This window comes from uncultured Mesonia sp., from assembly GCA_947499595.1.
Taxonomy (GTDB): Bacteria; Bacteroidota; Bacteroidia; order Flavobacteriales; family Flavobacteriaceae; genus Mesonia; species Mesonia sediminis.
This window is the reverse complement of sequence record CANMOY010000001.1, coordinates 200198-221060: the sequence shown is the minus strand read 5'-3', so window position 1 is coordinate 221060 and position 20863 is coordinate 200198. Positions and strand designations below refer to the sequence as shown.

Below are 20863 nucleotides of genomic sequence, written 5' to 3'. Positions count from 1 at the left end.
ATTATGAAATCATTCCATTCCACTAGCCTACTAATAATTTTGTTGTTATTTACAATAAGCGTAAAAGCACAACAAACCCCTGGAGCAATACAAAAAAATGCCATTAGCATACAAGGGGCCACTCTACACAATGGTAAAGGAGGGGTTATTAAAAATTCTCGTATAGACTTTAATAATGGCAAGATTACATACATCGGTCAAAATAATGAGAAGCACCCATTAGCAACTGACACAAAAATAATTAAAGCCAATAACCAACATATTTATCCAGGTTTTGTTGTACCTAATAGCACTTTAGGATTGGTAGAGATTGATGCAGTAAAAGCTTCTAAAGATGAAAATGAAACCGGTAGTTTTTTACCCCATATACGTAGTTTAATCGCATACAACACCGAAAGTAAAGTGGTTGAATCTATGCGTCCAAATGGTGTTCTTATTGCCGAAATTACACCTAGAGGCGGACGTATATCGGGTACATCATCGGTTGTTCAACTCGATGCTTGGAATTGGGAAGATGCCTATATAAATAAAGACCATGGTATACATCTTAATTGGCCATCTGTATATAAAAGAATTAGTCACTTAGATAAAAAGAAAAAAATTACACAAGATTTAGAAAATTACACCAAAGAAGTAAATAAACTTACATTTTACTTCGAGCAGGCAAAAAGCTATAGATCTAAAGAGATTGGCACAAAAAGTATTGCTTTTGAGGCAGTAAAACCGGTGTTTAGCGGAAATAAAACCTTATACATTCACGCCAACACAAAACAGCAAATCGCAGATATTCTATTATTTAAAGAAGAATTACAAATTCCCAAAATTGTAGTGGTGGGTGGTTATGAAGCTTTAAGTTTTGCTAGCGAACTTAAAAAAGCGCAAATTCCAGTATTAGTTAATCGTCCGCATAGTTTGCCAAGACAAGACGATGAAGATTATGACGCCCCTTTTAAATTGGCTACTCAATTAACGCAAGCCGGGCTTCTCGTCGGACTAGAGCCAAGCGGCGATATGGAGCGAATGAATGCCAGAAACCTTCCGTTTTATGCTGGTACTTGTGCCGCTTATGGACTCTCAAAAGAAGAAGCATTACAGCTCATAACCTATAACAATGCGCAAATATTAGGTATTAATAGCAATTATGGATCACTAGAAGTAGGCAAATCGGCTACTTTATTTATAAGCGAAGGTGATGCTTTAGATATGCGCGGAAACAAGTTGACGCATGCATTTATTGATGGTCGAGCGGTTAGTTTAAAAACACACCAAACCAAGCTTTACGATCGTTACAAAAACAAATACAAAAAATAGTTTACGCCTCGCTTATGAATCATAAAAGTATAGCCAGCACCCAAAACAAGAGAATCAAGCGTTTAATCCAATTACAGGAAAAGTCGAGAACAAGACTAAAAGAAGGTAAATTTGTAATTGAGGGTGCTCGTGAGATTGAACTTGCGGTGCAGGCCGGCTATCAATTATTAGAGCTGTATTATAGTAACCAAATACTAGGAAATGATAAAGATTTAAGCTTAAAATTTGAGGCATTTGAAAAAATTGAAATTAGTTTAGAAGTATATAAAAAAATCGCTTATCGCGGAAGCACCGAAGGATTAATTGCTGTGGCTGCACCTAAACCACATCTGCTTGCAGATTTAAAATTTAAACGTAAAAATCCGCTTTTACTAGTCGCCGAAGCGCCTGAAAAACCAGGGAATATTGGTGCGTTGTTACGTACTGCAGATGCCGCTAATGTAGATGCGGTTTGTATAGCCAATCCTAAAACCGATATTTATAACCCTAATATAATTCGGTCAAGTGTAGGCTGTGTATTTACCAATCAGATTGCTAGCGGAACTACAACTGAGATTATAAACTATTTAAAAGACAGTGAAATTGCTATTTACACGGCAATTTTACAAGATTCATCAATCTATACCAAACAAAATTTCACGAACTCAACTGCATTGGTAGTAGGCACAGAAGACAAAGGCTTAAGTGAAGCTTGGCGGAAAGCGGCAACAAAAAACATTCATATCCCTATGCAAGGAAAAATTGACTCCATGAATGTCTCGGTCGCTGCGGGAATATTAATCTTCGAAGCAAAGCGTCAACGTGACTTTAAATAATTATCCGCTTAAGCGAAAAAGACATCGGTTTTAATGGATTTTACAGCAATGCTAAGCAATAAAATTCTTAGTTGACAATTATCATATAACCACTTAAAACAAACCTTGGTTATTCTTTGATTACTAAATATATTGCACCATAAATCATATATTATTTTATGAACTCAAGCATTTTGTTTTATTTACTCATTGGTATTTTGATATTTCATTTTGTATTCGATCAAATATTAGGTGCTCTAAACGCAAAGCATTTTAAGGATAATTTACCGCCAAAACTACAAGATATTTATAATGACAAAGCCTATTCAAGCTCTCAAGCATATAAAAAAACACGCTATAAGTTTGGTGTACTTACCGCAAGTTTCTCCCTGCTAATTACCTTGGCTTTTTTCTTCTTAGATGGTTTTGCATGGGTTGATAATTTTGCCAGAAATTTTAGCGAGCACCCTATAATTGTGGCGCTAATATTTTTTGGAGTAATTGTGTTGGCAAACGATCTACTAACTACTCCCTTTAGCTATTATAGTACCTTTGTTATTGAAGAGCGCTTCGGGTTTAATAAAACTACCAAAAAAACTTTTTTTATAGATAAGTTAAAAGCTTGGGTTTTAACTGGCATTTTAGGTGGGGTTATGTTAGCCCTAATTATAAAACTATATCAAATTGCAGGCGAGTATTTCTGGATTTATGCGTGGATTTTGATAGGCATTTTTTCTATATTCATCAATATGTTTTACAGTAAACTTATTGTACCTTTTTTCAATAAACAAACGCCGCTAGATCCAGGTAGTTTACGCGATAAAATTGAAATCTATGCCAGGCAGGTAGGATTTGTTTTGTCTAATATTTATATCATAGACGGCTCTAAAAGAAGTACAAAAGCCAATGCTTATTTTTCTGGATTTGGAAAAGAAAAAAGAATCACGTTGTATGATACTCTTGTTAATGACTTAACCGAAGAAGAAATTGTGGCGGTTTTAGCACACGAAGTGGGACACTATAAGAAGCGGCATATTTTATTTAACCTCTTTATTTCTTTGCTTAGCACAGGATTTACTTTGTGGTTGTTCTCGCTATTTGTAGGAAATCCATTGTTGTCTGAAGCGCTAGGTGTAAGTCAGCCTAGTTTTCACGTTGGTCTTATTGCCTTTGGTATTCTTTACACTCCAATTTCTGTGGTAACCGGTTTATTGATGAATATGTTAAGTAGAAAGTTTGAATATCAAGCCGATGATTATGCTCAACAAACTTTTGGAGCACAACCTTTAATATCAGCATTAAAAAAATTATCCAGCAATAGTTTTAGCAATTTAACGCCCCATCCCTACTACGTATTTATGTATTATTCGCACCCAAGCCTTTTACAACGAATTAATAATTTAGAAAAATCATAGACTTTTAGTATCTTAGATTTATGATAAGTGAACAAGAATTAGAACTAGAAAACAAGAAAATAGCCCAAGAATACAAGGAGCTATTGCGTATAAGCTATCGACAGTTGAGTGATGAAGATAAAAAACTCATTCGTAAGGCTTTCGATGTTGCGGTAGATGCACATAAAGAGCAACGTAGAAAATCTGGTGAAGCTTATATTTTTCATCCAATTGCGGTAGCCAAAATTGTTGCATCAGAAATTGGTTTAGATGCCACGTCAATTGCAGCAGCCTTACTACACGATGTTGTTGAAGATACAGCCTATACCAAAGAAGACATTGCCGCGATGTTTGGCGATGTAGTAGCCAAAATTGTTGAGGGTCTTACTAAAATCACCAACCTTAAACCCGAAAAAGACATTTCTTTACAAGCCGAGAATTTTAGAAAAATGCTGCTTACGCTAAATGATGACATTCGGGTAATCATCATTAAAATTGCAGACAGGCTGCATAATATGCAGACAATGGAGTCGATGCGCGATGATAAACAAATAAAAATAGCATCAGAGACCTTGTATATTTATGCACCCTTAGCACATCGAATAGGCCTCTATAACATCAAAACCGAATTAGAAGATTTAAGTCTAAAATACACCGAACCAGAAGTTTATCAAGAAATACTTGATAAAATGAAAGAGAGTAAAGAAGACCAAGATCTGTACATTCAAGAATTTTCAAACATTATTTCTAATGCCTTAGAAAAAGAAGCAATTGAATTTGAAATAAAAGGTAGACCCAAATCTATTTTTTCAATTCGCAAGAAAATCATCAAACAAAATATAGCCTTCGAAGAAATTTACGACAAATTTGCCATTCGAATAATCTATAGCAGCACCCCAGATCAGGAAAAGTTTTTGGCTTGGAAAATTTATTCTATAGTCACTGATTTTTTTAGACCTAATCCCACTCGATTACGCGACTGGATTTCTTCACCAAAATCAACAGGTTATGAAGCACTGCATATTACCGTAATGGGACCAAAGGGCCGTTGGGTAGAAGTACAAATTCGCAGCGAACGAATGAATGAAATTGCCGAAAAAGGATATGCTGCTCATTACAAATACAAACATGGTGCCGAGCAAGAAGATGAAAATCTTGAACAATGGCTCAATAAATTACAAGAGGCCTTAGAAAACAGCGAAGGTAATGCGGTAGATTTTGTCGAACAATTTAAATTAAATTTATACTCGAAGGAGATTTTTGTTTTCACCCCTCAAGGTGAAATTAAGTCTTTACCAAAGGGAGCTTCACCACTTGATTTTGCTTTTAGTATTCATACCGATGTTGGTTTAAAAACTCGAGGAGCCAAAGTTAATGGTAAATTAGTCCCCTTAAGTCACGTTTTAAAGAGCGGAGATCAAGTAGAAATAATTACATCAGAAACCATAAAACCCAATAAAAATTGGCTCGACTATGCCACAACGGCAAGAGCTCGATCTAAAATAAAATCGGCTTTAAAAGAAGATAGAAAAATACTAGCCGAAAACGGAAAGGCCATCTTAAAAAGAAAACTAAGATCTCTAAAAATTCCCTTTAACGAACAAACAATCACCCAATTGGTACGGTATTTTAAAATAAAAACCAGCTTAGATTTATTTTACCGTGTAGGAATTGGCACCATTGATAACGTGGCGCTTAAAGAATTTAATGCCTCTCGTAGTAATGCTTTTGTCAATTATTTTAAAAATAAAATTAGAAAACCCAGTATACCAGATGATATACACAAAGAAGAAATTACAACGCAGTATGATCTGTTGGTCTTTGGAAAAGAAAACGACAAATTACCATACAAACTTGCACATTGTTGTAACCCAATACCTGGTGATGATGTTTTTGGATTTTTAACCACCACAGAAGGAATTAAAGTACATAAAAAAGACTGTCCTAACGCCATTCAATTGCAAAGCAATTATGCCTATCGTATAATAAGTGCTAAATGGATAGACTCTACTCAAGAAGAATTTAAAGCCGTAATTAAGTTAACTGGTTTAGACGATTTAGGCTTGGTAAGCCACATAACTAAAGAGATTTCTAACAACCTTCACGTTAATATGCAGGAGATCAGCTTTAAAAGTAACCACTCGGTTTTTGAAGGAAAAATTACTGTTATCGTGAAAAACAAAACCATTTTAAAGAAATTAATGGAGCGCTTGAAAAAAATTAAGGGAATAAACAAAGTAACCCGTGAATAAAAGCTTAAATTTGCATTTTTAATTATGGAAGCAGATCAGTCAAAAGAAAATCATCAAGCCATTGTAAAAAATGTCTTTACCAAGTACTTAGAGGAGAAGAAACACCGTAAAACCCCTGAGCGTTTTGCTATTCTTCAAGAAATATATGCAAGTGAAGAACATTTTGATATCGAGTCGCTGTACATTACCATGAAAAATAAGAATTACCGGGTAAGTAGAGCTACGTTATATAATACCATAGAGCTTTTGTTAGAGTGCGGACTGGTTAGAAAGCACCAATTTGGAAAAAACCAAGCTCAATATGAAAAATCATATTTTGACAAACAGCATGACCATGTAATTCTTACCGATACCGGTGAAGTAATTGAGTTTTGCGATCCACGAATACAATCGATTAAACAAACAATAGAAGAAGTTTTCGGTATAGAGATAAATAACCATTCACTCTATTTCTACGGAACAAAAAAAACACCTAAATAACATATTTTATGGCAGTAGACTTGCTATTAGGACTTCAATGGGGAGACGAAGGCAAAGGAAAAATTGTTGATGTACTTACCTCAAATTATGATATCATTGCTCGTTTTCAAGGTGGGCCAAATGCTGGGCACACTTTAGAGTTTGATGGTATTAAACACGTATTACACACTATACCTTCTGGTATATTTCACCCCAATACTATAAATTTAGTGGGTAACGGTGTAGTGATTGACCCTGTAATTTTTAAAAAAGAGCTCGACAACCTAAGTCAATTTGATCTTGATCTTAGAAAAAGTTTATTGATTTCGAGAAAAGCACATATCATTTTACCAACACATCGTTTGCTTGACGCAGCTTCAGAAACCGCCAAGGGTAAGGCTAAAATAGGTTCTACCTTAAAGGGAATCGGGCCAACTTATATGGATAAAACCGGGAGAAACGGTTTGCGTATAGGAGATTTAGAACTCAATAATTGGAAAGAAAAATATAGACAATTGGCCGATAAGCACGAAGCGATGATTTCGTTTTATGATGTTGACATTCAATATAATTTAGAAGAGCTCGAAACCGAATTTTTTATAGCCGTAGAACGACTAAAAGAACTGCAGTTCATCGATTCTGAAGAATATATTTATCAAGCTCAACAATCTGGTAAAACTATCTTGGCCGAAGGTGCTCAAGGTTCTCTATTAGATATTGATTTTGGCACCTATCCATTTGTCACCTCAAGCAATACAACCGCTGCTGGCGCCTGCACCGGTCTAGGCGTGGCTCCAAACAAAATTCAAGAAGTTATGGGTATTTTTAAGGCCTATACCACCCGTGTTGGTAGTGGCCCTTTTCCCACAGAATTATTTGATGAAAATGGAGAAAAAATGGCAAAAGTAGGTAGGGAATTTGGAGCTACTACTGGGCGCCCAAGAAGATGTGGTTGGTTAGATTTAATAGCTTTAAAATATGCCGTACAAGTTAATGGGGTTACCCAGCTTATGATGATGAAGGGCGATGTTTTGAGTGGGTTTGAGGAACTAAAAATTTGTACCGCCTATACGTATCAAGGTGAAAAAATTCAACATTTCCCTTACACCATTGAAGATGAAAGTCTTGAACCAATTTATGAAACTTTACCAGGCTGGAAAGAAGATTTAACTCAAATAAATAAAGAGGATGATTTTCCCGATAATTTTAAAAGGTATATCGAGTATATTGAAGATTTTATACAAGTCCCTATAAAAATTGTTTCGGTAGGACCAGATAGAAAACAGACTATTATACGCTAAGAAATAAAAAACGCTTCAAATTAAAATTGGAGCGTTTTTTGCCAATAGAAAATTTTTGAAACACTTTAAAGCTTGAAAAATTCATCTCTCTTTTTAATTTTATTTGCGTGCATTACCATTGGCTATGCACAAGAAAACAAAATTGATTATACCAGCGATAGAACCATAACCGATGAGGATAAATACCCAGGTGCTCTTCTCTTTAGTAAAGTAGAAAATCAGGTGTTTTTCACTCACGAAGGAATTAATGTTTGGTGTGATCAGGCCATTTTTTATGAAAAAGATCAGTTTTTTAAAGCGCTAGGGAATGTAAAGATGAAGCAAGGCGACTCCATTACTTTAACTAGTAAATACGCCGAGTATGACGGGGAGACACAATTTGCATTTGCCAGCAATCAAGTTAATCTAAAAACAAAAACCAGCAGACTCACAACAGATACGTTATTTTTTAAACGTGATGTACAACAAGTTTTTTATAGAAGTGGAGGAACTTTGAGGGATTCCGCAACTACCATAACAAGTAAAGTAGGTCGGTATTTTCTAGAGCAAGAAAAATTAAGCTTTTTGCACGATGTTCTGGTTAAAAATCCAGAATACACTATTAATTCTAGTCAGCTAAACTACTTTACACAGAGCAAACACGCTTATTTATATGGTCCTTCTACCATTACTGGAAAAGAAACGCAAATTTATTGTGAGCGTGGTTTTTATGATACCCAAAAAGATGAAGGCTATTTTGTTAAAAATTCTACCGTAAATTATAAGAATAGAAAATTACAAGGAGACAGCATTTATTTTAATCGAAGTAAAAATTTTGCTTCGGCTACTAATAACATTCGGGTGACAGATACCATTAATCACTCTGTACTCACTGGACATTATGCAGAGGTGTACCGCGAAAAAGACTCCGTCTTTATAACAAAAAGAGCATTGGGTGCAATAAAACAAGAAAATGACACTTTATTTGTACATAGCGACACCTTAATGATTACCGGGCCTACTAAACAGCGACTTATTCGCGGATTTCGAGATACTCGTTTTTATAAAAAGGATATGAACGGGAAATGTGATTCTATTGTTGTAAATGAGCAATTAGGTATTTCAAAACTTTTGGGAAAACCAGTTGTGTTTTCTGGTGAAAATCAATTAACCGGAGACACCATTCACCTACTCAATCATCCAAAAACCAACAAACTCGATAGTTTAAAAGTCTTTTATAACGCTTTTATGATTCAAAAAGATAGCCTTGGCGGATTTAATCAAGTCAAGGGAAAAGAAATGTTCGGATTGTTTGAAAAGGATGAACTAAAAGAAGTTAACTTTATCAAAAACACAGAAACCATATTTTACAGTAGAGATGATAAGCAACAACTCATCGGGATAAATACCGTTATTTCTTCTTCAATTAAAATAGAGTTTCAAGACCAAGAAATTACTAAGATTTATTATTACAAAAATCCGAAACAAATCCTTTATAGAGAAGGAGACCTTCCTAAAAATGCTCGTAAGTTAAAAGGTTTTAATTGGCGAGGACAAGAGCGTTTACAATCAAAAAATGACCTTTTTAAAGGTAAACCTACCCCCACCCTAACAAAAATAGAAGGAATATCTTTACCGTCTAATGATGAGCCCAATTTCTTCAATAATGAAAAAGGTAAAAAGATAAAAGAAAAAATTCATGAAAGTTCCCGGTTGAATAAAGAATTGCTCACGCCTCGTGAGGAGGATCAAATGATTTACGAAACTGAACCTGAAGAAAATTAATCAATTTATAATTGTTTATTAGTGAAGTTAGATTTTTTAAAATATCAAGCTCAAACCACTCCTCACCCGCTTGGATTAGAAATAAGCCATGCCAAAGGAAGTTACATTTACACCACCAATAATGAAGCCCATTTAGATTTTGTTGCAGGAGTTTCGGCCTGTAGCATAGGGCATTGTCATCCCGAAGTAATAAAAGCTATAAAAACACAAGCAGATAAATATTTGCATGTAATGGTATATGGAGAGTATGCCCAAAAGCCGGCTGTAGATTACACTAAACATTTAGCACAACAATTACCTATTCCGCAAGCTTCAACCTATTTAGTTAACAGTGGAACAGAAGCCATAGAAGGTGCTATTAAATTGGCGCGAAGAGCGACCGGCCGAAAAGAAATCATCGCAGCCAAAAACGCTTATCACGGTAATACTATGGGCGCATTAAGTTTAATGGATTTTGAAGAGCGAAAGGCACCATTTTATCCACTAATACCAGAAATTAAGCATATTGCTTTTAATAAAACCGATCAACTTAATCAAATATCCTCCGATACAGCTGCCGTTATATTGGAAACCATTCAAGGAGGAGCGGGAGTTATAGAACCCACAAACAATTATCTCAAAAAAGTTAAAAGTCGTTGTGAAGAAGTTGGGGCTTTATTGATTTTAGATGAAATACAGCCAGGTTTCGGAAGAACAGGATTTTTATTTGCTTTTCAAAAATATAATGTGACACCCGATATTTTAGTAATCGGGAAAGGAATGGCTGGCGGCCTACCCGTTGGCGCATTTGTTGCGCAACGTAAATTGATCAATTTACTTAGCGATAATCCCAAAATGGGGCATATCACCACTTTTGGTGGTAATCCGCTAATAGCGGCAGCATCCTTGGCTACCTTAAAAGTTGTGGAAAAACCAGAGTTTCTAAAGGCAGTTATAGAAAAAGAAAAGCTATTTAAGACGCTGTTACAGCATCAATTAATACAAGAGATACGAGGCACCGGCCTAATGTTAGCCTTAATTATGAAAGATGAAGAAACGGCTAATGAATTGGTTTTAAGAGCGAAAAAAGAAAATTTAATTTTATTTTGGCTTTTATTCGAAAAACGCGCCGTACGAATAACTCCACCACTAACAATTAGTCATAAAGATATTGAAAAAGGATGTAATATTATCCTAGGTATTTTAGATAATCTGGTATAAGTTTTGTTAATTACTTTGTTAACAAGAATAACTTAAAACCCTTTATTTTATTACTTTTTGAACTTAACTTTATGTTTAACAAGCTTTGAACTATGTTTTTGAATCATAACGAAGAACCCAATTTCTCTATCAATCGATTTGAATCGATGCTCAAAACAAATGATATTTTGTTTTTTGACTCCATAGAATTTGAAAATATTATTCATCATTATCTTGACTTGGGCAAGCTTTCTTTAGCCAAAAAAGCTATTCGTTTAGGTCTTGACCAGCATCCGCAATCTACACAACTTTTATTGTTTAAAGTAGAGGTTAGCATTATGGAGAATAAGCTGGGTGATGCTAATCAAATATTAAATAAGCTTGAACAAATTGAGCCTTCTAACGAAGAGATTTATATTCAAAAAGCTAATATCTATTCTAAAAGAGATGACCATAAAACCGCAATACAGCTACTAAAAAAGGCGCTTAATTTGTCAAAAGATTTATCAGATGTTCACGCGCTATTAGCTATGGAATATATGTTTGAGGAGGACTTTGATAATGCTAAAATACATTATATGGCTTGCTTAAAAGATGACCCTGAAGATTATGCTTCTTTGCATAATGTAATATATTGTTTTGATGTTTTAGGTGAAAATAAACAAGCCATCGAATTTTTATTAAATTACCTAGACAAAAATCCGTATTGTGAGGTTGCTTGGCATCAATTGGGAAAGGCTTATAATAAAGAAGGTAATTTAAATAAAGCTTTAGAAGCTTTTGATTATGCTTTATTGGCCGATGAATATTTTATGGGTGCTTACTTTGAAAAGGGAAAAGTGCTTGAAAAAATGAATAGAATTCAAGAAGCAATAAGAAATTATCAAATAACCTTAGAGCTAGAAGACCCTTCTGCTTATGCTTATTTACGCATAGGTAAATGTTATGAAAAACTTGAGATTTTAGATGTTGCTTTACATTATTTACAAAAAGCTACTACCGAAGATCCTTTACTAGATAAAGCTTGGCTAGCTATTACTGATTTTTTCTATCAACAAAAAAATTATCGTAAAGCACTATATTTTATAGAAAAAGCAATTGATATTGATCAAGAAAACGTAAGGTACTGGAAACTTTATGCAAAAATCAATCATAAATTAAATTTTCTAGAAGAAGCAGAAAAAGGTTATAAACAAAGTATAGAGCTAGGCAATTACGAATTAGAAACTTGGATTGCTCACGCTGACGTTTTAATTGAAATTGGCGAGGTAGAATCCGCTTTAAGCGTGATGAAAAAGGCAGAAGAGTTTTATCCTGAATCAGAAGAAGTGACTTATAGGTTAGCGGCACTTTACTTTTTAAACAATAAAGGTACTTTAGGCTACAAATACTTGGTAAAAGCACTTGAAATTAATAAAGAATATTTAACTGTAATATATCCGCTGTTTAAAACGATATTTGACAGACCTAGTATTCAAGAAATTATTATATCATATCAATAAGCCATTCTAAATTTCCATCGCAGTAAATAATCAAATTATGAATAGAAATACTAAAGACTACCTTAAAATCAGTCTTAAGGGAATGGCCATGGGAATTGCAGATACTATTCCCGGCGTTTCTGGAGGTACAATAGCCTTTATAACTGGTATTTATGAAGAACTTGTTTCAAGTATTTCAAATGTTAACTTAAAGCTCTTTCAGATCTGGAAAAAAGAAGGATTTTGGTCGTTTTGGAAAGAAATAAATGGCGGTTTTTTGCTAGCACTTTTGACCGGAATTTTAATTAGCATTTTTAGCTTTATGCGACTGGCTAATTTTCTTTTAAAAACAGAACCTCTATTGGTATGGTCATTCTTTTTTGGTTTGGTTCTAGCGAGTATACTATTGGTGGGTAGAGAAATAAATAATTGGCGAGGTGCTACCCTTTTAACATTAATTATAGGTGCAGGTATCGCTTACGGAATAACAATTTTGCCACCGGCCACACAAAACTCTAGTTATTGGTATTTGTTTATGTCTGGCGCTTTTGCTGTTTGTGCAATGATTTTACCAGGTATAAGCGGAGCCTTTATTTTGGTTTTATTAGGCAGTTATCAAACTATTACACAAGCAGTTCATGACTTTGACTTTAAAAAAATAGTGGCAGTAGGTTTAGGAGCTATTATGGGTTTAATTAGCTTTTCAAGAATTCTAAAATGGCTTTTTAAGCATTATAAGAATTTAACCTTGGCCTTGTTAACGGGATTCATTGCAGGATCATTAAATAAAATTTGGCCTTGGAAAAACACCTTGGATTCAATAACAATAAGAGAAAAAACAATTGTTTTAGCAGAACAATCTGTATTGCCAAGTAACTTTATTGGAGAGCCAAAAACATGGAGTTGCATTTTTTTAATGCTTCTTGGTTTTTTTAGTATCTTGTTTTTAGAAAGAATAGCCGCTAAAAAACAAACCAATAATGCAAAATAAGCGAAGTTTAAAAGATAAGGTCTTTTTGGTTTTAAAAGGATTGGCTATGGGTGCAGCCAACAAAGTACCCGGGGTCTCTGGTGGTATTGTTGCTTTTGTAGCAGGTTTTTATGAAGAATTTATCTATTCGCTTCAAAAATTCAATCGAAAGGCGCTACTCTTACTTTACAAGAAGCGGTATAAAAGTTTCCTAAATTATGTAAACGCCTCGTTTTTAGGTTTACTGGTCTTAGGAATGATTATTAGTTATTTCTCAGTTTCCAAACTATTAGATTACTTCTTACTTCACTATGAGTTATATGTGTGGTCTGGCTTTTTTGGTATGATAATCGGATCAATTTTTTACATAGCAAAAGATTTCAAAGTTAAATCTCTCCGCCACGTGCTCTTTATAATTTTAGGATTATTAGTGGGCGGTGGTATAAGTCTGTTAGAACCCGCCACTGAGAATGACAACCTATGGTTTGTCTTTTTTTGTGGCGTTATTGGGGTTTCGGGAATGACCTTACCAGGACTTTCGGGGTCATTTATCTTAATACTAGTAGGCAATTATGTATTGCTCTTGGTTGACTCTGTAAATGCGCTCTTTGACACGTTAAAAGATCTAGCATCGTTAAATTTAGATTTTCTTAAAGATCAAAAACGCGTGCATTTATTAAAAATTCTAACCAGTTTTACCGCTGGCTCCGTGGTTGGGTTGGTCTCACTCTCTCACCTGCTTGGTTATGTTCTCAAACACTATAAAAACATTACCTTTGCCACCATTATAGGCTTTATAACGGGATCTTTAGGCGTTGTTTGGCCTTGGAAAGAAAAAATCTATAAAACAAATCTCGCAGGCAATCGATTATTAGATGCTAATGGAAATTTTATCATTGATAATTACAACAGGTACTTGCCTGATTTTCAAGACACTCAAAATTATATTGCTGTGGCTTTTATTTTTTTAGGTGTAATTTTAGTTTACGGATTAGGTCTCTACGGTGCAAATACAAAAAATTTAAAATAATGAAAAAATACGGATTAATTGGTAAGGATATTGGGTATTCAAAATCTAAAACTTTTTTTCAGGATAAGTTTGTCCAGGAAAATGTTGATGCAACTTATAATAATTTTGAGCTAAAAGAAATAAACGAATTACCCAATTTATTAGCAAAAAATAACCTTGACGGATTTAATGTCACCATACCTTTTAAAGAAAGTATTATTCCTTATTTAGATGAATTATCTGATGAAGCCTCTAGAATAAAAGCAGTAAATACCGTTAAAGTAATTGATCAAAAAAAAATTGGCTACAACACCGATGCCTTCGGATTTATGAAAGCTTTATTTCCAATATTAGAAAGCAATCATTCGCAAGCTTTAATTTTAGGTACCGGAGGTGCATCAAAAGCGGTAGCCTACGCTCTTGAAGCTATGGGGATTGAATATAAGTTTGTGGGTAGATCGCCTAAAGAAGGTCAATTGAATTATGAAGATTTAAACGAAAATGATATTACTGATCATAAACTTATAATTAATGCAACACCACTAGGTACTTATCCAGATATTAAACAATCTCCCAAAATACCCTATGATGCCTTAAGTAAAACTCATCTCTTATACGATTTGGTATACAACCCTACATTAACTGAGTTTCTTGCAAAAGGGAAAATAAGAGGAGCAAAAATTGCTAATGGCCAAGCGATGCTGTTTCATCAAGCAAATCGATCTTGGACTATTTGGCAAGAATAAATAATACTTTAGTAGATCTGCTCGTTTTTTAAGTTGCTAAAGGTTATTACACTAAGCTGTTTAAAATTATATTTTTTTTGCAGAAACAAGCCTTTAATAGTATCTTTCCACAATATTTATGAACCTAAACATTGAAAAATATGTCTGATAAAGAAGCAAAACGAGAAAATACTGAGAATCAAGAAAACATAGAAAATTCTAAAGGTTCTCAGCAAAATGTGCAACCATCTGGTAACGATACAGAAGAAGTGGAGAAGCAAACAACTGACGCCCAGACTAAAGCCAGTGCTAAATCAGACCATAATCCAGAACCAAAACAAGATTCAGATAATATACATGATGAGCTAGATGAAACTTTGGCCGAAGAGAATGAAGATGAAGATTTACAAAAACGCCACGAAATTGAAATGAAAGACTATCACGCCATGACTATGAATGAGTTAGTTATGGAGCTGGATGAGCTTTTAAAATCTGAGAAGATTCAAACTATACGCGACCACGTTCAAGAAATCAAATTAGAATTTGATAGTAAATTTGATGAAGAAATGGAGCAGAAAAAGGAAGATTTCTTAGAAGAAGGCGGTAATATTATAGATTTTCATTATTCAAGTCCTACTAAAAAACGATTTAACGAGGTCTACTTCAAATATAAAGAACAGCGCAACAAGCATTATGAAGAGTTAAAGAAAAACTTAAATCAAAATCTTAAAGAGCGCTTGGCCATTATCGAAGAGCTAAAAGGAATGATTGGCGACAGTGCCGATATGAATAATAGTTTCGCAACATTCAAACAATTACAAGAGCGTTGGAAAAAAGCGGGGCCAGTACCTAGAGAAGATTATAAAGATATTTGGAGAACCTACCACCATCACGTTGAGGTGTTTTATGATTTTTTACATTTAGACCGTGAGTTTAGAGATTTAGATTTTAAACACAACTTAGATCAAAAGTTAAAAATGATCGCTAGAGCGGAAGAACTCACCCAAGAGACTAACATTAATAGAGCGTTTAGAGAGCTACAAATGTTACATAAAATGTGGAAAGAAGAAGTAGGGCCTGTTGCCAAAGAATATAGAGAAGATATTTGGGAAAGGTTTAGTGCAGCCACAAAAAAAATTCACGAAAACAGGCAAGCTTATTTTGAAGAACTAGACAAGGCACGTGAGAAAAATCTTGAAAAAAAGAATGAAATAATTGACAGTATAAAAAATATTGCTCAAGAAGAAATCGCCTCTCATAAACAAGCGCAAGCCAACATCAAAAAAATTGAATCCTTACGCGAGGAGTTTTTTAAAGCGGGCAAAGTACCCAAGAAAAATGCAGATGAAAGCTGGAAGCGCTTTAAGGAAAACGTTAGGGCTTTTAACCGAAAGAAAAATGCTTTTTATAAGAATTTAAAAAAAGAACAATATGAAAATTTGAATAAAAAACTTGAACTGGTTCAAATAGCCGAAGAAAATAAGGATAATCTAGAGTTTAAAATAACCACTCCCCTAATGAAACGTATTCAAAGTGAGTGGAAAAAAATTGGACACGTCCCCAGAAAAGATAGTGATAAAATCTGGAAAAGATTTAAAAAAGCATGCAACCATTATTTCAATAGGCTTCACGAAAAGCAAAATGAAGAAAATAAAGATGAAATGCAGGCTTTTGAAAAGAAAAAAGAGTTACTTGAAAAGGTAAAAAACTTAACTCTTCCTCAAGATCACCAAGAAGCTCTTAAGCTTATAAAAGAGCAAATTAATATCTGGAAAGATTTAGGCCACGTACCTTTTAAAATGAAGTACATTGAAGGTAAATTCAATAAAGCCCTAGATCAACTATTTAAACAATTAGATATCTCTAAGCGAGAATCGGAGCTTTTAAAGTACGAGAATAAATTACAATCTCTAGATCAAGCTGATGGTGCAGATAAATTGAGAAAAGAAGAGTTTTTCATTAGAAAACGTATTGAAGAAACCGACCAAGAGATCATACAACTAGAAAACAATATGCAGTTCTTCTCCAATGCAGATGAGAGCAACCCTCTATTTAAAGAAGTTTTAAAAAATATAGAAAGAAAAAAACAAGAATTAGGTACTTGGGAAGCCAAGTTAAAGAAACTTAGAAATATCGATAGTTAAGAGGCAAATAAAAAAGGGTGCTTAAATAACACCCTTTTTTATTCTTTATATCATTACTCATTAAACTTGGTCTTCAAACTTAGACAAGGTTTTAGTAATAATAGTTATACACTCATCCAATTGCTCTTTAGTAATAACCAAAGGGGGAGCAAAGCGAATAATATTTCCGTGTGTAGGCTTTGCCAGCAAACCGTTTTCTTTTAAATCAACACATATATTCCAAGCAGTACTACTTTCTTCTGTATCGTTAATTACAATTGCATTTAAAAGACCTTTACCTCTTACCTGTTTAACTACTTTAGAGTTGGCAATATATTTATTCATTTCGGCTCTAAAATAATCTCCAAGTTCGCGTGCATTTTGAATTAAATTTTCATCGTATACCACTTCAAGTGCCGCAATAGCAGTTTCACATGCCACAGGGTTTCCTCCAAAGGTAGAACCGTGTTGCCCTGGCTGAATAACGTCCATAATTTCATTATCGGCTAAAACCGCAGAAACAGGATACACTCCACCTGACAATGCTTTTCCTAAAATTAAAATATCTGGTCTTACATAAGTTTCAGAATGTTGCTCACATTTATTCTGGCAAGTACAATTACCACAAACAGCTAATAAAGAACCCGTTCTCGCTATACCAGTTTGTATTTCATCGGCGATGAATAATACACCATACTTTTTACATAGTTTTCGCGCCTCACTTAAATAGTCTTCGCTTGGAACAAACACCCCAGCTTCACCTTGTATAGGCTCGACCAAAAAACCGGCTACGTTAGGTGTATTTTTTAGTGCCTCTTCTAGTTGTTCTAAATTATCATAACCCACCTTTAAAAAACCAGGCGTGTAAGGTCCAAAGTTTTTTCGTGCACCCTCGTCATTACTAAAAGAAATTACCGTGGTTGTTCTTCCGTGAAAATTATTTTCAGCTACAATTATTTGCGCCTCATTTTCATGAATCCCTTTCTTTTCGTAAGCCCACTTTCTACAAATTTTAATAGCAGTTTCAACCGCTTCTGCACCTGTATTCATTGGGAGTAACTTATCAAAACCAAAATATTCGGTAGCAAATTTCTCATATTTACCAAGTACATCATTGTGAAATGCACGAGAAGTAAGCGTCAAAGTTTCAGCTTGCTTAGTCATAGCCCCAATAATTTTTGGGTGACAATGACCTTGATTCACGGCTGAGTAGGCCGATAAAAAGTCATAATATTTTTTATCTTCTACATCCCACATAAAAACTCCTTCACCTTTCTTTAATACGGCAGGTAATGGATGATAATTATGGGCACCGTGTTTTTCTTCTAACTCAATTGCTTGTTGAGATGATTTAATTGTTACAACTGACATGCTTTTTTCTTTTTTCTTTCTTAAACTAAATTTGATTCCTGCTTATTGGGGAGAAATCACCCATTTTTTTGATATGTTTGCAAAATACTAAATGTTTAGGATAATCTAAACCTCTTCATCACAAAACTTAGTATTTTTGAGCTATGGCCAGAAGAAATAAAAACAAGATATTTGAAAATGTAAAGGTTACCGAGGCAGGAGCAAAAGGTAAAGCAGTTGCCAAAGCACCCGATGGTAAAGTTATTTTTATAGATAACGCTGTTCCTGGCGATATCGCAACAGTACACACTTACAAGAAAAGAAAAGCTTATTATTTCGCCAAAGCAACTGAATTCGCTAAACTATCTGAAAGGAGGACAGAGCCTGAATGTCAACATTTTGGCACTTGCGGTGGTTGTAAGTGGCAACATATGAATTATGAATCTCAATTACATTTTAAAGAAAATGAGGTGCTCAATCAGCTTACCCGCATTGGCAAAGTAGAGCCATTAGAGGTTATTCCTATCTTAGGAAGCGAAAAGCAATATTTCTATCGAAATAAAATGGAGTTTTCGTTTAGTGACAGCCGCTGGTTGACCTTAGATGAAATAAATAGCGAAAAAGAAATTCAAGACAGGAATGCGCTTGGTTTTCATATTCCTGGTATGTGGGATAAAATTCTAGACATTAAAAAATGTCATCTTCAACAAGACCCTAGCAACGCTATAAGGAATGGGGTGAAAAGTTTTGCCAGTGAGCAGGGTGTCAGCTTTTTCAATCCGCGAAAGCAGGAGGGCCTTTTACGCACTTTAATGATAAGGACCTCCTCTACAGGTGAAGTGATGGTTTTGGTGCAATTCTATTATAGAGATGAAGAGAAAATAAATCTAATTTTAGGCTATTTAAAAGATAATTTTCCAGAAATCACATCGCTTTTATACGTCATTAATGAAAAAGGAAATGACACTATTTATGATCAAGAGGTTTTGTGCTTTGCTGGAAGAGATTATATTATCGAGGCAATGGAAGGCTTGCAGTTTAAGATTACAGCAAAATCTTTTTACCAAACCAACTCTGCCCAAGCCTATGAACTCTATAAAATAACACGTAATTTTGCTGAGTTAACGGGAAATGAATTGGTTTATGATTTATATACCGGTACAGGTACTATTGCACAGTTTGTTGCTAAAGAAGCTAAAAAAGTTGTTGGTGTTGAAGTGGTTCCCGAAGCCATCGAAGATGCCAAGGCGAATGCCAAAAATAACAATATAAAAAATACCGATTTTTTTGTAGGCGATATGCGTAAAGTCTTTACAAAAGACTTTATTGCACAAAATGGAACACCCGATGTTATAATTACCGATCCGCCTAGAGAGGGTATGCATAAAGATGTGGTTGAGCAAATTATTAATATAAAACCCAAGCGTATTGTGTATGTAAGCTGTAATGCGGCCACTCAAGCTCGAGATTTACAAATGCTAGATGCGCTATACCAGGTAACAAAAACACAAGCAGTAGATATGTTTCCTCAAACCCATCACGTTGAAAACGTTGTACAACTTGAATTACGATGAGAAATAGATCAATTATAGGTATTTTATTATTGGCAATAATCAGTTTTTACGGATGTCAAAAAGATGATATTTGCTCTGGCGCTACCCCTACTACACCTTTATTAGTCATTAAATTTTTAGACATCGAAAACCCTATTGAAGCCAAGACAGTTAATCGGCTTCAAGTTTATGACCAATTAAGTGTGAACCCTTTATTTGATTCACCTGTAACTGACTCAATTATTAAAATTCCACTTCAAACCGGGCAAAACAACACAAAATTTATCTTTAAAAAAGATATTCCCGCCAACCCCGAGGGAATTGACAACGCTAATGCTGATAGTTTGCAATTTACCTACGCCCCAGTAGAAGAATATGTGAATAGAGCTTGCGGTTTTAAAGTAGTCTTTTATGAATTAGAAGCATTTTTAACGCAAGAAAATCAAGATGATAATTGGATTAAAAATTTTGAAGTTATACAACCCAACAACATTCTAAATGAACAAGAAACTCACCTTTATATTTATCATTAATTATTGTTTTTTTAGTTTGTACGGATTTTCACAAGAATCTGACTCACTAAGCGCTATTAAAACCCAAAATAAATATGGTTTACGTGTTGGCGTTGATTTGGCTAAATTAACCCGCAGTTTTTTAGATGATGATTTCGAAGGAATTGAAATTGCTGCTGATTACAGAATTACCAAAAAATTATTTTTGGCTGGGGAAATAGGAAGGGACAAAAAGAAATATGACGAAGATTATCTTTACGGAGATACGCAAGGGCAATACCTTAAGCTAGGAGTAAACTATAATGCTTACGAAAACTGGGGTAATATGCAAAATGAAATTTATGCAGGTTTTAGATATGGCTATGCCAATTTTAATCAGCATCTAGAAGCCTTTGAAATATACAATACCAATCTATTTTTTCCCAGAGATTTAAGAACTGTTAACCGTGAATTTAAAGGTCTTTCAGCTCATTGGTTTGAAATTCAAGGTGGTGCAAAAGCCGAAATCTTAGACAATCTATTTCTTGGCATACATCTTCAATTAAAAGTATTGCTAAACCAAAAGGAACCAGATGGTTTTGGAAATCTCTATATTCCAGGTTTTCATCGCGTTAACGCCAATAGTTCTATAGGGGTTGGTTACGGTTATACTTTAAGCTACCTTATCCCTATAACTAAAAAGTAAA

At 34.4% G+C, this 20863-nt stretch carries 17 protein-coding genes; 16 read left to right on the top strand and 1 reads right to left on the bottom strand.

What is annotated here, in order from left to right; genetic code table 11:
• Window positions 1-3 precede the first annotated feature (3 nt).
• The 13 genes from ACH2AZ_RS00990 (at window position 4) to ACH2AZ_RS00930 (ending at window position 16783) form a co-directional block, all read left to right on the top strand.
• Window positions 4-1311 carry an amidohydrolase family protein gene (locus tag ACH2AZ_RS00990; protein ID WP_394906231.1) on the top strand — a complete coding sequence of 436 codons (1308 nt, stop codon included), beginning with the start codon at window positions 4-6 and terminating at the stop codon, window positions 1309-1311.
• A 14-nt stretch (window positions 1312-1325) separates the two neighbouring features.
• On the top strand, window positions 1326-2126 hold the full coding sequence (locus ACH2AZ_RS00985; protein WP_394906230.1) for a TrmH family RNA methyltransferase: 801 nt from the start codon (window positions 1326-1328) through the stop codon (window positions 2124-2126).
• A gap of 158 nt (window positions 2127-2284) precedes the next feature.
• Window positions 2285-3520, top strand: coding sequence for a M48 family metallopeptidase (locus tag ACH2AZ_RS00980; protein ID WP_394906229.1), 1236 nt, complete (start codon window positions 2285-2287; stop codon window positions 3518-3520).
• A gap of 20 nt (window positions 3521-3540) precedes the next feature.
• Window positions 3541-5751, top strand: coding sequence for a RelA/SpoT family protein (locus ACH2AZ_RS00975; protein WP_394906228.1), 2211 nt, complete (start codon window positions 3541-3543; stop codon window positions 5749-5751).
• A 24-nt stretch (window positions 5752-5775) separates the two neighbouring features.
• Window positions 5776-6231: a Fur family transcriptional regulator gene (locus ACH2AZ_RS00970; RefSeq protein ID WP_394906227.1), complete on the top strand. Its 456-nt coding sequence runs from the start codon at window positions 5776-5778 to the stop codon at window positions 6229-6231.
• Window positions 6232-6239: 8 nt separating this feature from the next.
• Complete coding sequence (locus tag ACH2AZ_RS00965; RefSeq protein ID WP_394906226.1) at window positions 6240-7511, top strand: adenylosuccinate synthase; 1272 nt, start codon at window positions 6240-6242, stop codon at window positions 7509-7511.
• Between the two features lie 72 nt (window positions 7512-7583).
• Entirely contained in the window at window positions 7584-9275 is a 1692-nt protein-coding gene (locus ACH2AZ_RS00960) for an OstA-like protein (RefSeq protein ID WP_394906225.1), read from the top strand.
• A gap of 21 nt (window positions 9276-9296) precedes the next feature.
• Window positions 9297-10475, top strand: a complete 1179-nt coding sequence (locus ACH2AZ_RS00955; RefSeq protein ID WP_394906224.1) for an aspartate aminotransferase family protein — start codon at window positions 9297-9299, stop codon at window positions 10473-10475.
• 92 nt (window positions 10476-10567) lie between these two features.
• Window positions 10568-11956, top strand: coding sequence for a tetratricopeptide repeat protein (locus tag ACH2AZ_RS00950; protein ID WP_394906223.1), 1389 nt, complete (start codon window positions 10568-10570; stop codon window positions 11954-11956).
• A 37-nt stretch (window positions 11957-11993) separates the two neighbouring features.
• Window positions 11994-12926 carry a DUF368 domain-containing protein gene (locus ACH2AZ_RS00945; protein ID WP_394906222.1) on the top strand — a complete coding sequence of 311 codons (933 nt, stop codon included), beginning with the start codon at window positions 11994-11996 and terminating at the stop codon, window positions 12924-12926.
• Window positions 12916-13935 (top strand): DUF368 domain-containing protein, encoded by a 1020-nt coding sequence (locus tag ACH2AZ_RS00940; RefSeq protein WP_394906221.1) that lies wholly within the window; start codon window positions 12916-12918, stop codon window positions 13933-13935. Before ACH2AZ_RS00945 ends, ACH2AZ_RS00940 begins: the two co-directional genes overlap by 11 nt.
• Window positions 13935-14660, top strand: coding sequence for a shikimate dehydrogenase family protein (locus ACH2AZ_RS00935; protein WP_394906220.1), 726 nt, complete (start codon window positions 13935-13937; stop codon window positions 14658-14660). Before ACH2AZ_RS00940 ends, ACH2AZ_RS00935 begins: the two co-directional genes overlap by 1 nt.
• Before the next feature lie 140 nt (window positions 14661-14800).
• Window positions 14801-16783, top strand: coding sequence for a DUF349 domain-containing protein (locus ACH2AZ_RS00930; protein WP_394906219.1), 1983 nt, complete (start codon window positions 14801-14803; stop codon window positions 16781-16783).
• 60 nt (window positions 16784-16843) lie between these two features.
• Here the strand turns inward: ACH2AZ_RS00930 and rocD are convergent, their stop codons facing one another.
• Window positions 16844-18133 (bottom strand): ornithine--oxo-acid transaminase, encoded by a 1290-nt coding sequence (gene rocD, locus ACH2AZ_RS00925; RefSeq protein WP_394906218.1) that lies wholly within the window; start codon window positions 18131-18133, stop codon window positions 16844-16846.
• A 143-nt stretch (window positions 18134-18276) separates the two neighbouring features.
• Between rocD and rlmD the strand changes: the two genes are divergently transcribed.
• The 3 genes from rlmD to ACH2AZ_RS00910 are packed head-to-tail and all read left to right on the top strand — an operon-like array spanning window position 18277 to window position 20862.
• Entirely contained in the window at window positions 18277-19686 is a 1410-nt protein-coding gene (gene rlmD / locus ACH2AZ_RS00920; RefSeq protein WP_394906217.1) for a 23S rRNA (uracil(1939)-C(5))-methyltransferase RlmD, read from the top strand.
• Window positions 19683-20198, top strand: a complete 516-nt coding sequence (locus ACH2AZ_RS00915) for a DUF6452 family protein (protein WP_394906216.1) — start codon at window positions 19683-19685, stop codon at window positions 20196-20198. Before rlmD ends, ACH2AZ_RS00915 begins: the two co-directional genes overlap by 4 nt.
• Window positions 20164-20862, top strand: coding sequence for a DUF6048 family protein (locus ACH2AZ_RS00910; RefSeq protein ID WP_394906215.1), 699 nt, complete (start codon window positions 20164-20166; stop codon window positions 20860-20862). Before ACH2AZ_RS00915 ends, ACH2AZ_RS00910 begins: the two co-directional genes overlap by 35 nt.
• The last annotated feature ends 1 nt before the right edge of the window (window position 20863 follow it).

Bases quoted from the DNA above. Each gene is read 5' to 3' on its own strand.
- ACH2AZ_RS00990 (WP_394906231.1), top strand. From the start codon at position 4: ATGAAATCATTCCATTCCACTAGCCTACTAATAATTTTGTTGTTATTT.
- ACH2AZ_RS00985 (WP_394906230.1), top strand. From the start codon at position 1,326: ATGAATCATAAAAGTATAGCCAGCACCCAAAACAAGAGAATCAAGCGT.
- ACH2AZ_RS00980 (WP_394906229.1), top strand. From the start codon at position 2,285: ATGAACTCAAGCATTTTGTTTTATTTACTCATTGGTATTTTGATATTT.
- ACH2AZ_RS00975 (WP_394906228.1), top strand. From the start codon at position 3,541: ATGATAAGTGAACAAGAATTAGAACTAGAAAACAAGAAAATAGCCCAA.
- ACH2AZ_RS00970 (WP_394906227.1), top strand. From the start codon at position 5,776: ATGGAAGCAGATCAGTCAAAAGAAAATCATCAAGCCATTGTAAAAAAT.
- ACH2AZ_RS00965 (WP_394906226.1), top strand. From the start codon at position 6,240: ATGGCAGTAGACTTGCTATTAGGACTTCAATGGGGAGACGAAGGCAAA.
- ACH2AZ_RS00950 (WP_394906223.1), top strand. From the start codon at position 10,568: ATGTTTTTGAATCATAACGAAGAACCCAATTTCTCTATCAATCGATTT.
- ACH2AZ_RS00945 (WP_394906222.1), top strand. From the start codon at position 11,994: ATGAATAGAAATACTAAAGACTACCTTAAAATCAGTCTTAAGGGAATG.
- ACH2AZ_RS00940 (WP_394906221.1), top strand. From the start codon at position 12,916: ATGCAAAATAAGCGAAGTTTAAAAGATAAGGTCTTTTTGGTTTTAAAA.
- ACH2AZ_RS00935 (WP_394906220.1), top strand. From the start codon at position 13,935: ATGAAAAAATACGGATTAATTGGTAAGGATATTGGGTATTCAAAATCT.
- ACH2AZ_RS00930 (WP_394906219.1), top strand. From the start codon at position 14,801: ATGTCTGATAAAGAAGCAAAACGAGAAAATACTGAGAATCAAGAAAAC.
- rocD (WP_394906218.1), bottom strand. From the start codon at position 18,133: ATGTCAGTTGTAACAATTAAATCATCTCAACAAGCAATTGAGTTAGAA.
- rlmD (WP_394906217.1), top strand. From the start codon at position 18,277: ATGGCCAGAAGAAATAAAAACAAGATATTTGAAAATGTAAAGGTTACC.
- ACH2AZ_RS00915 (WP_394906216.1), top strand. From the start codon at position 19,683: ATGAGAAATAGATCAATTATAGGTATTTTATTATTGGCAATAATCAGT.
- ACH2AZ_RS00910 (WP_394906215.1), top strand. From the start codon at position 20,164: ATGAACAAGAAACTCACCTTTATATTTATCATTAATTATTGTTTTTTT.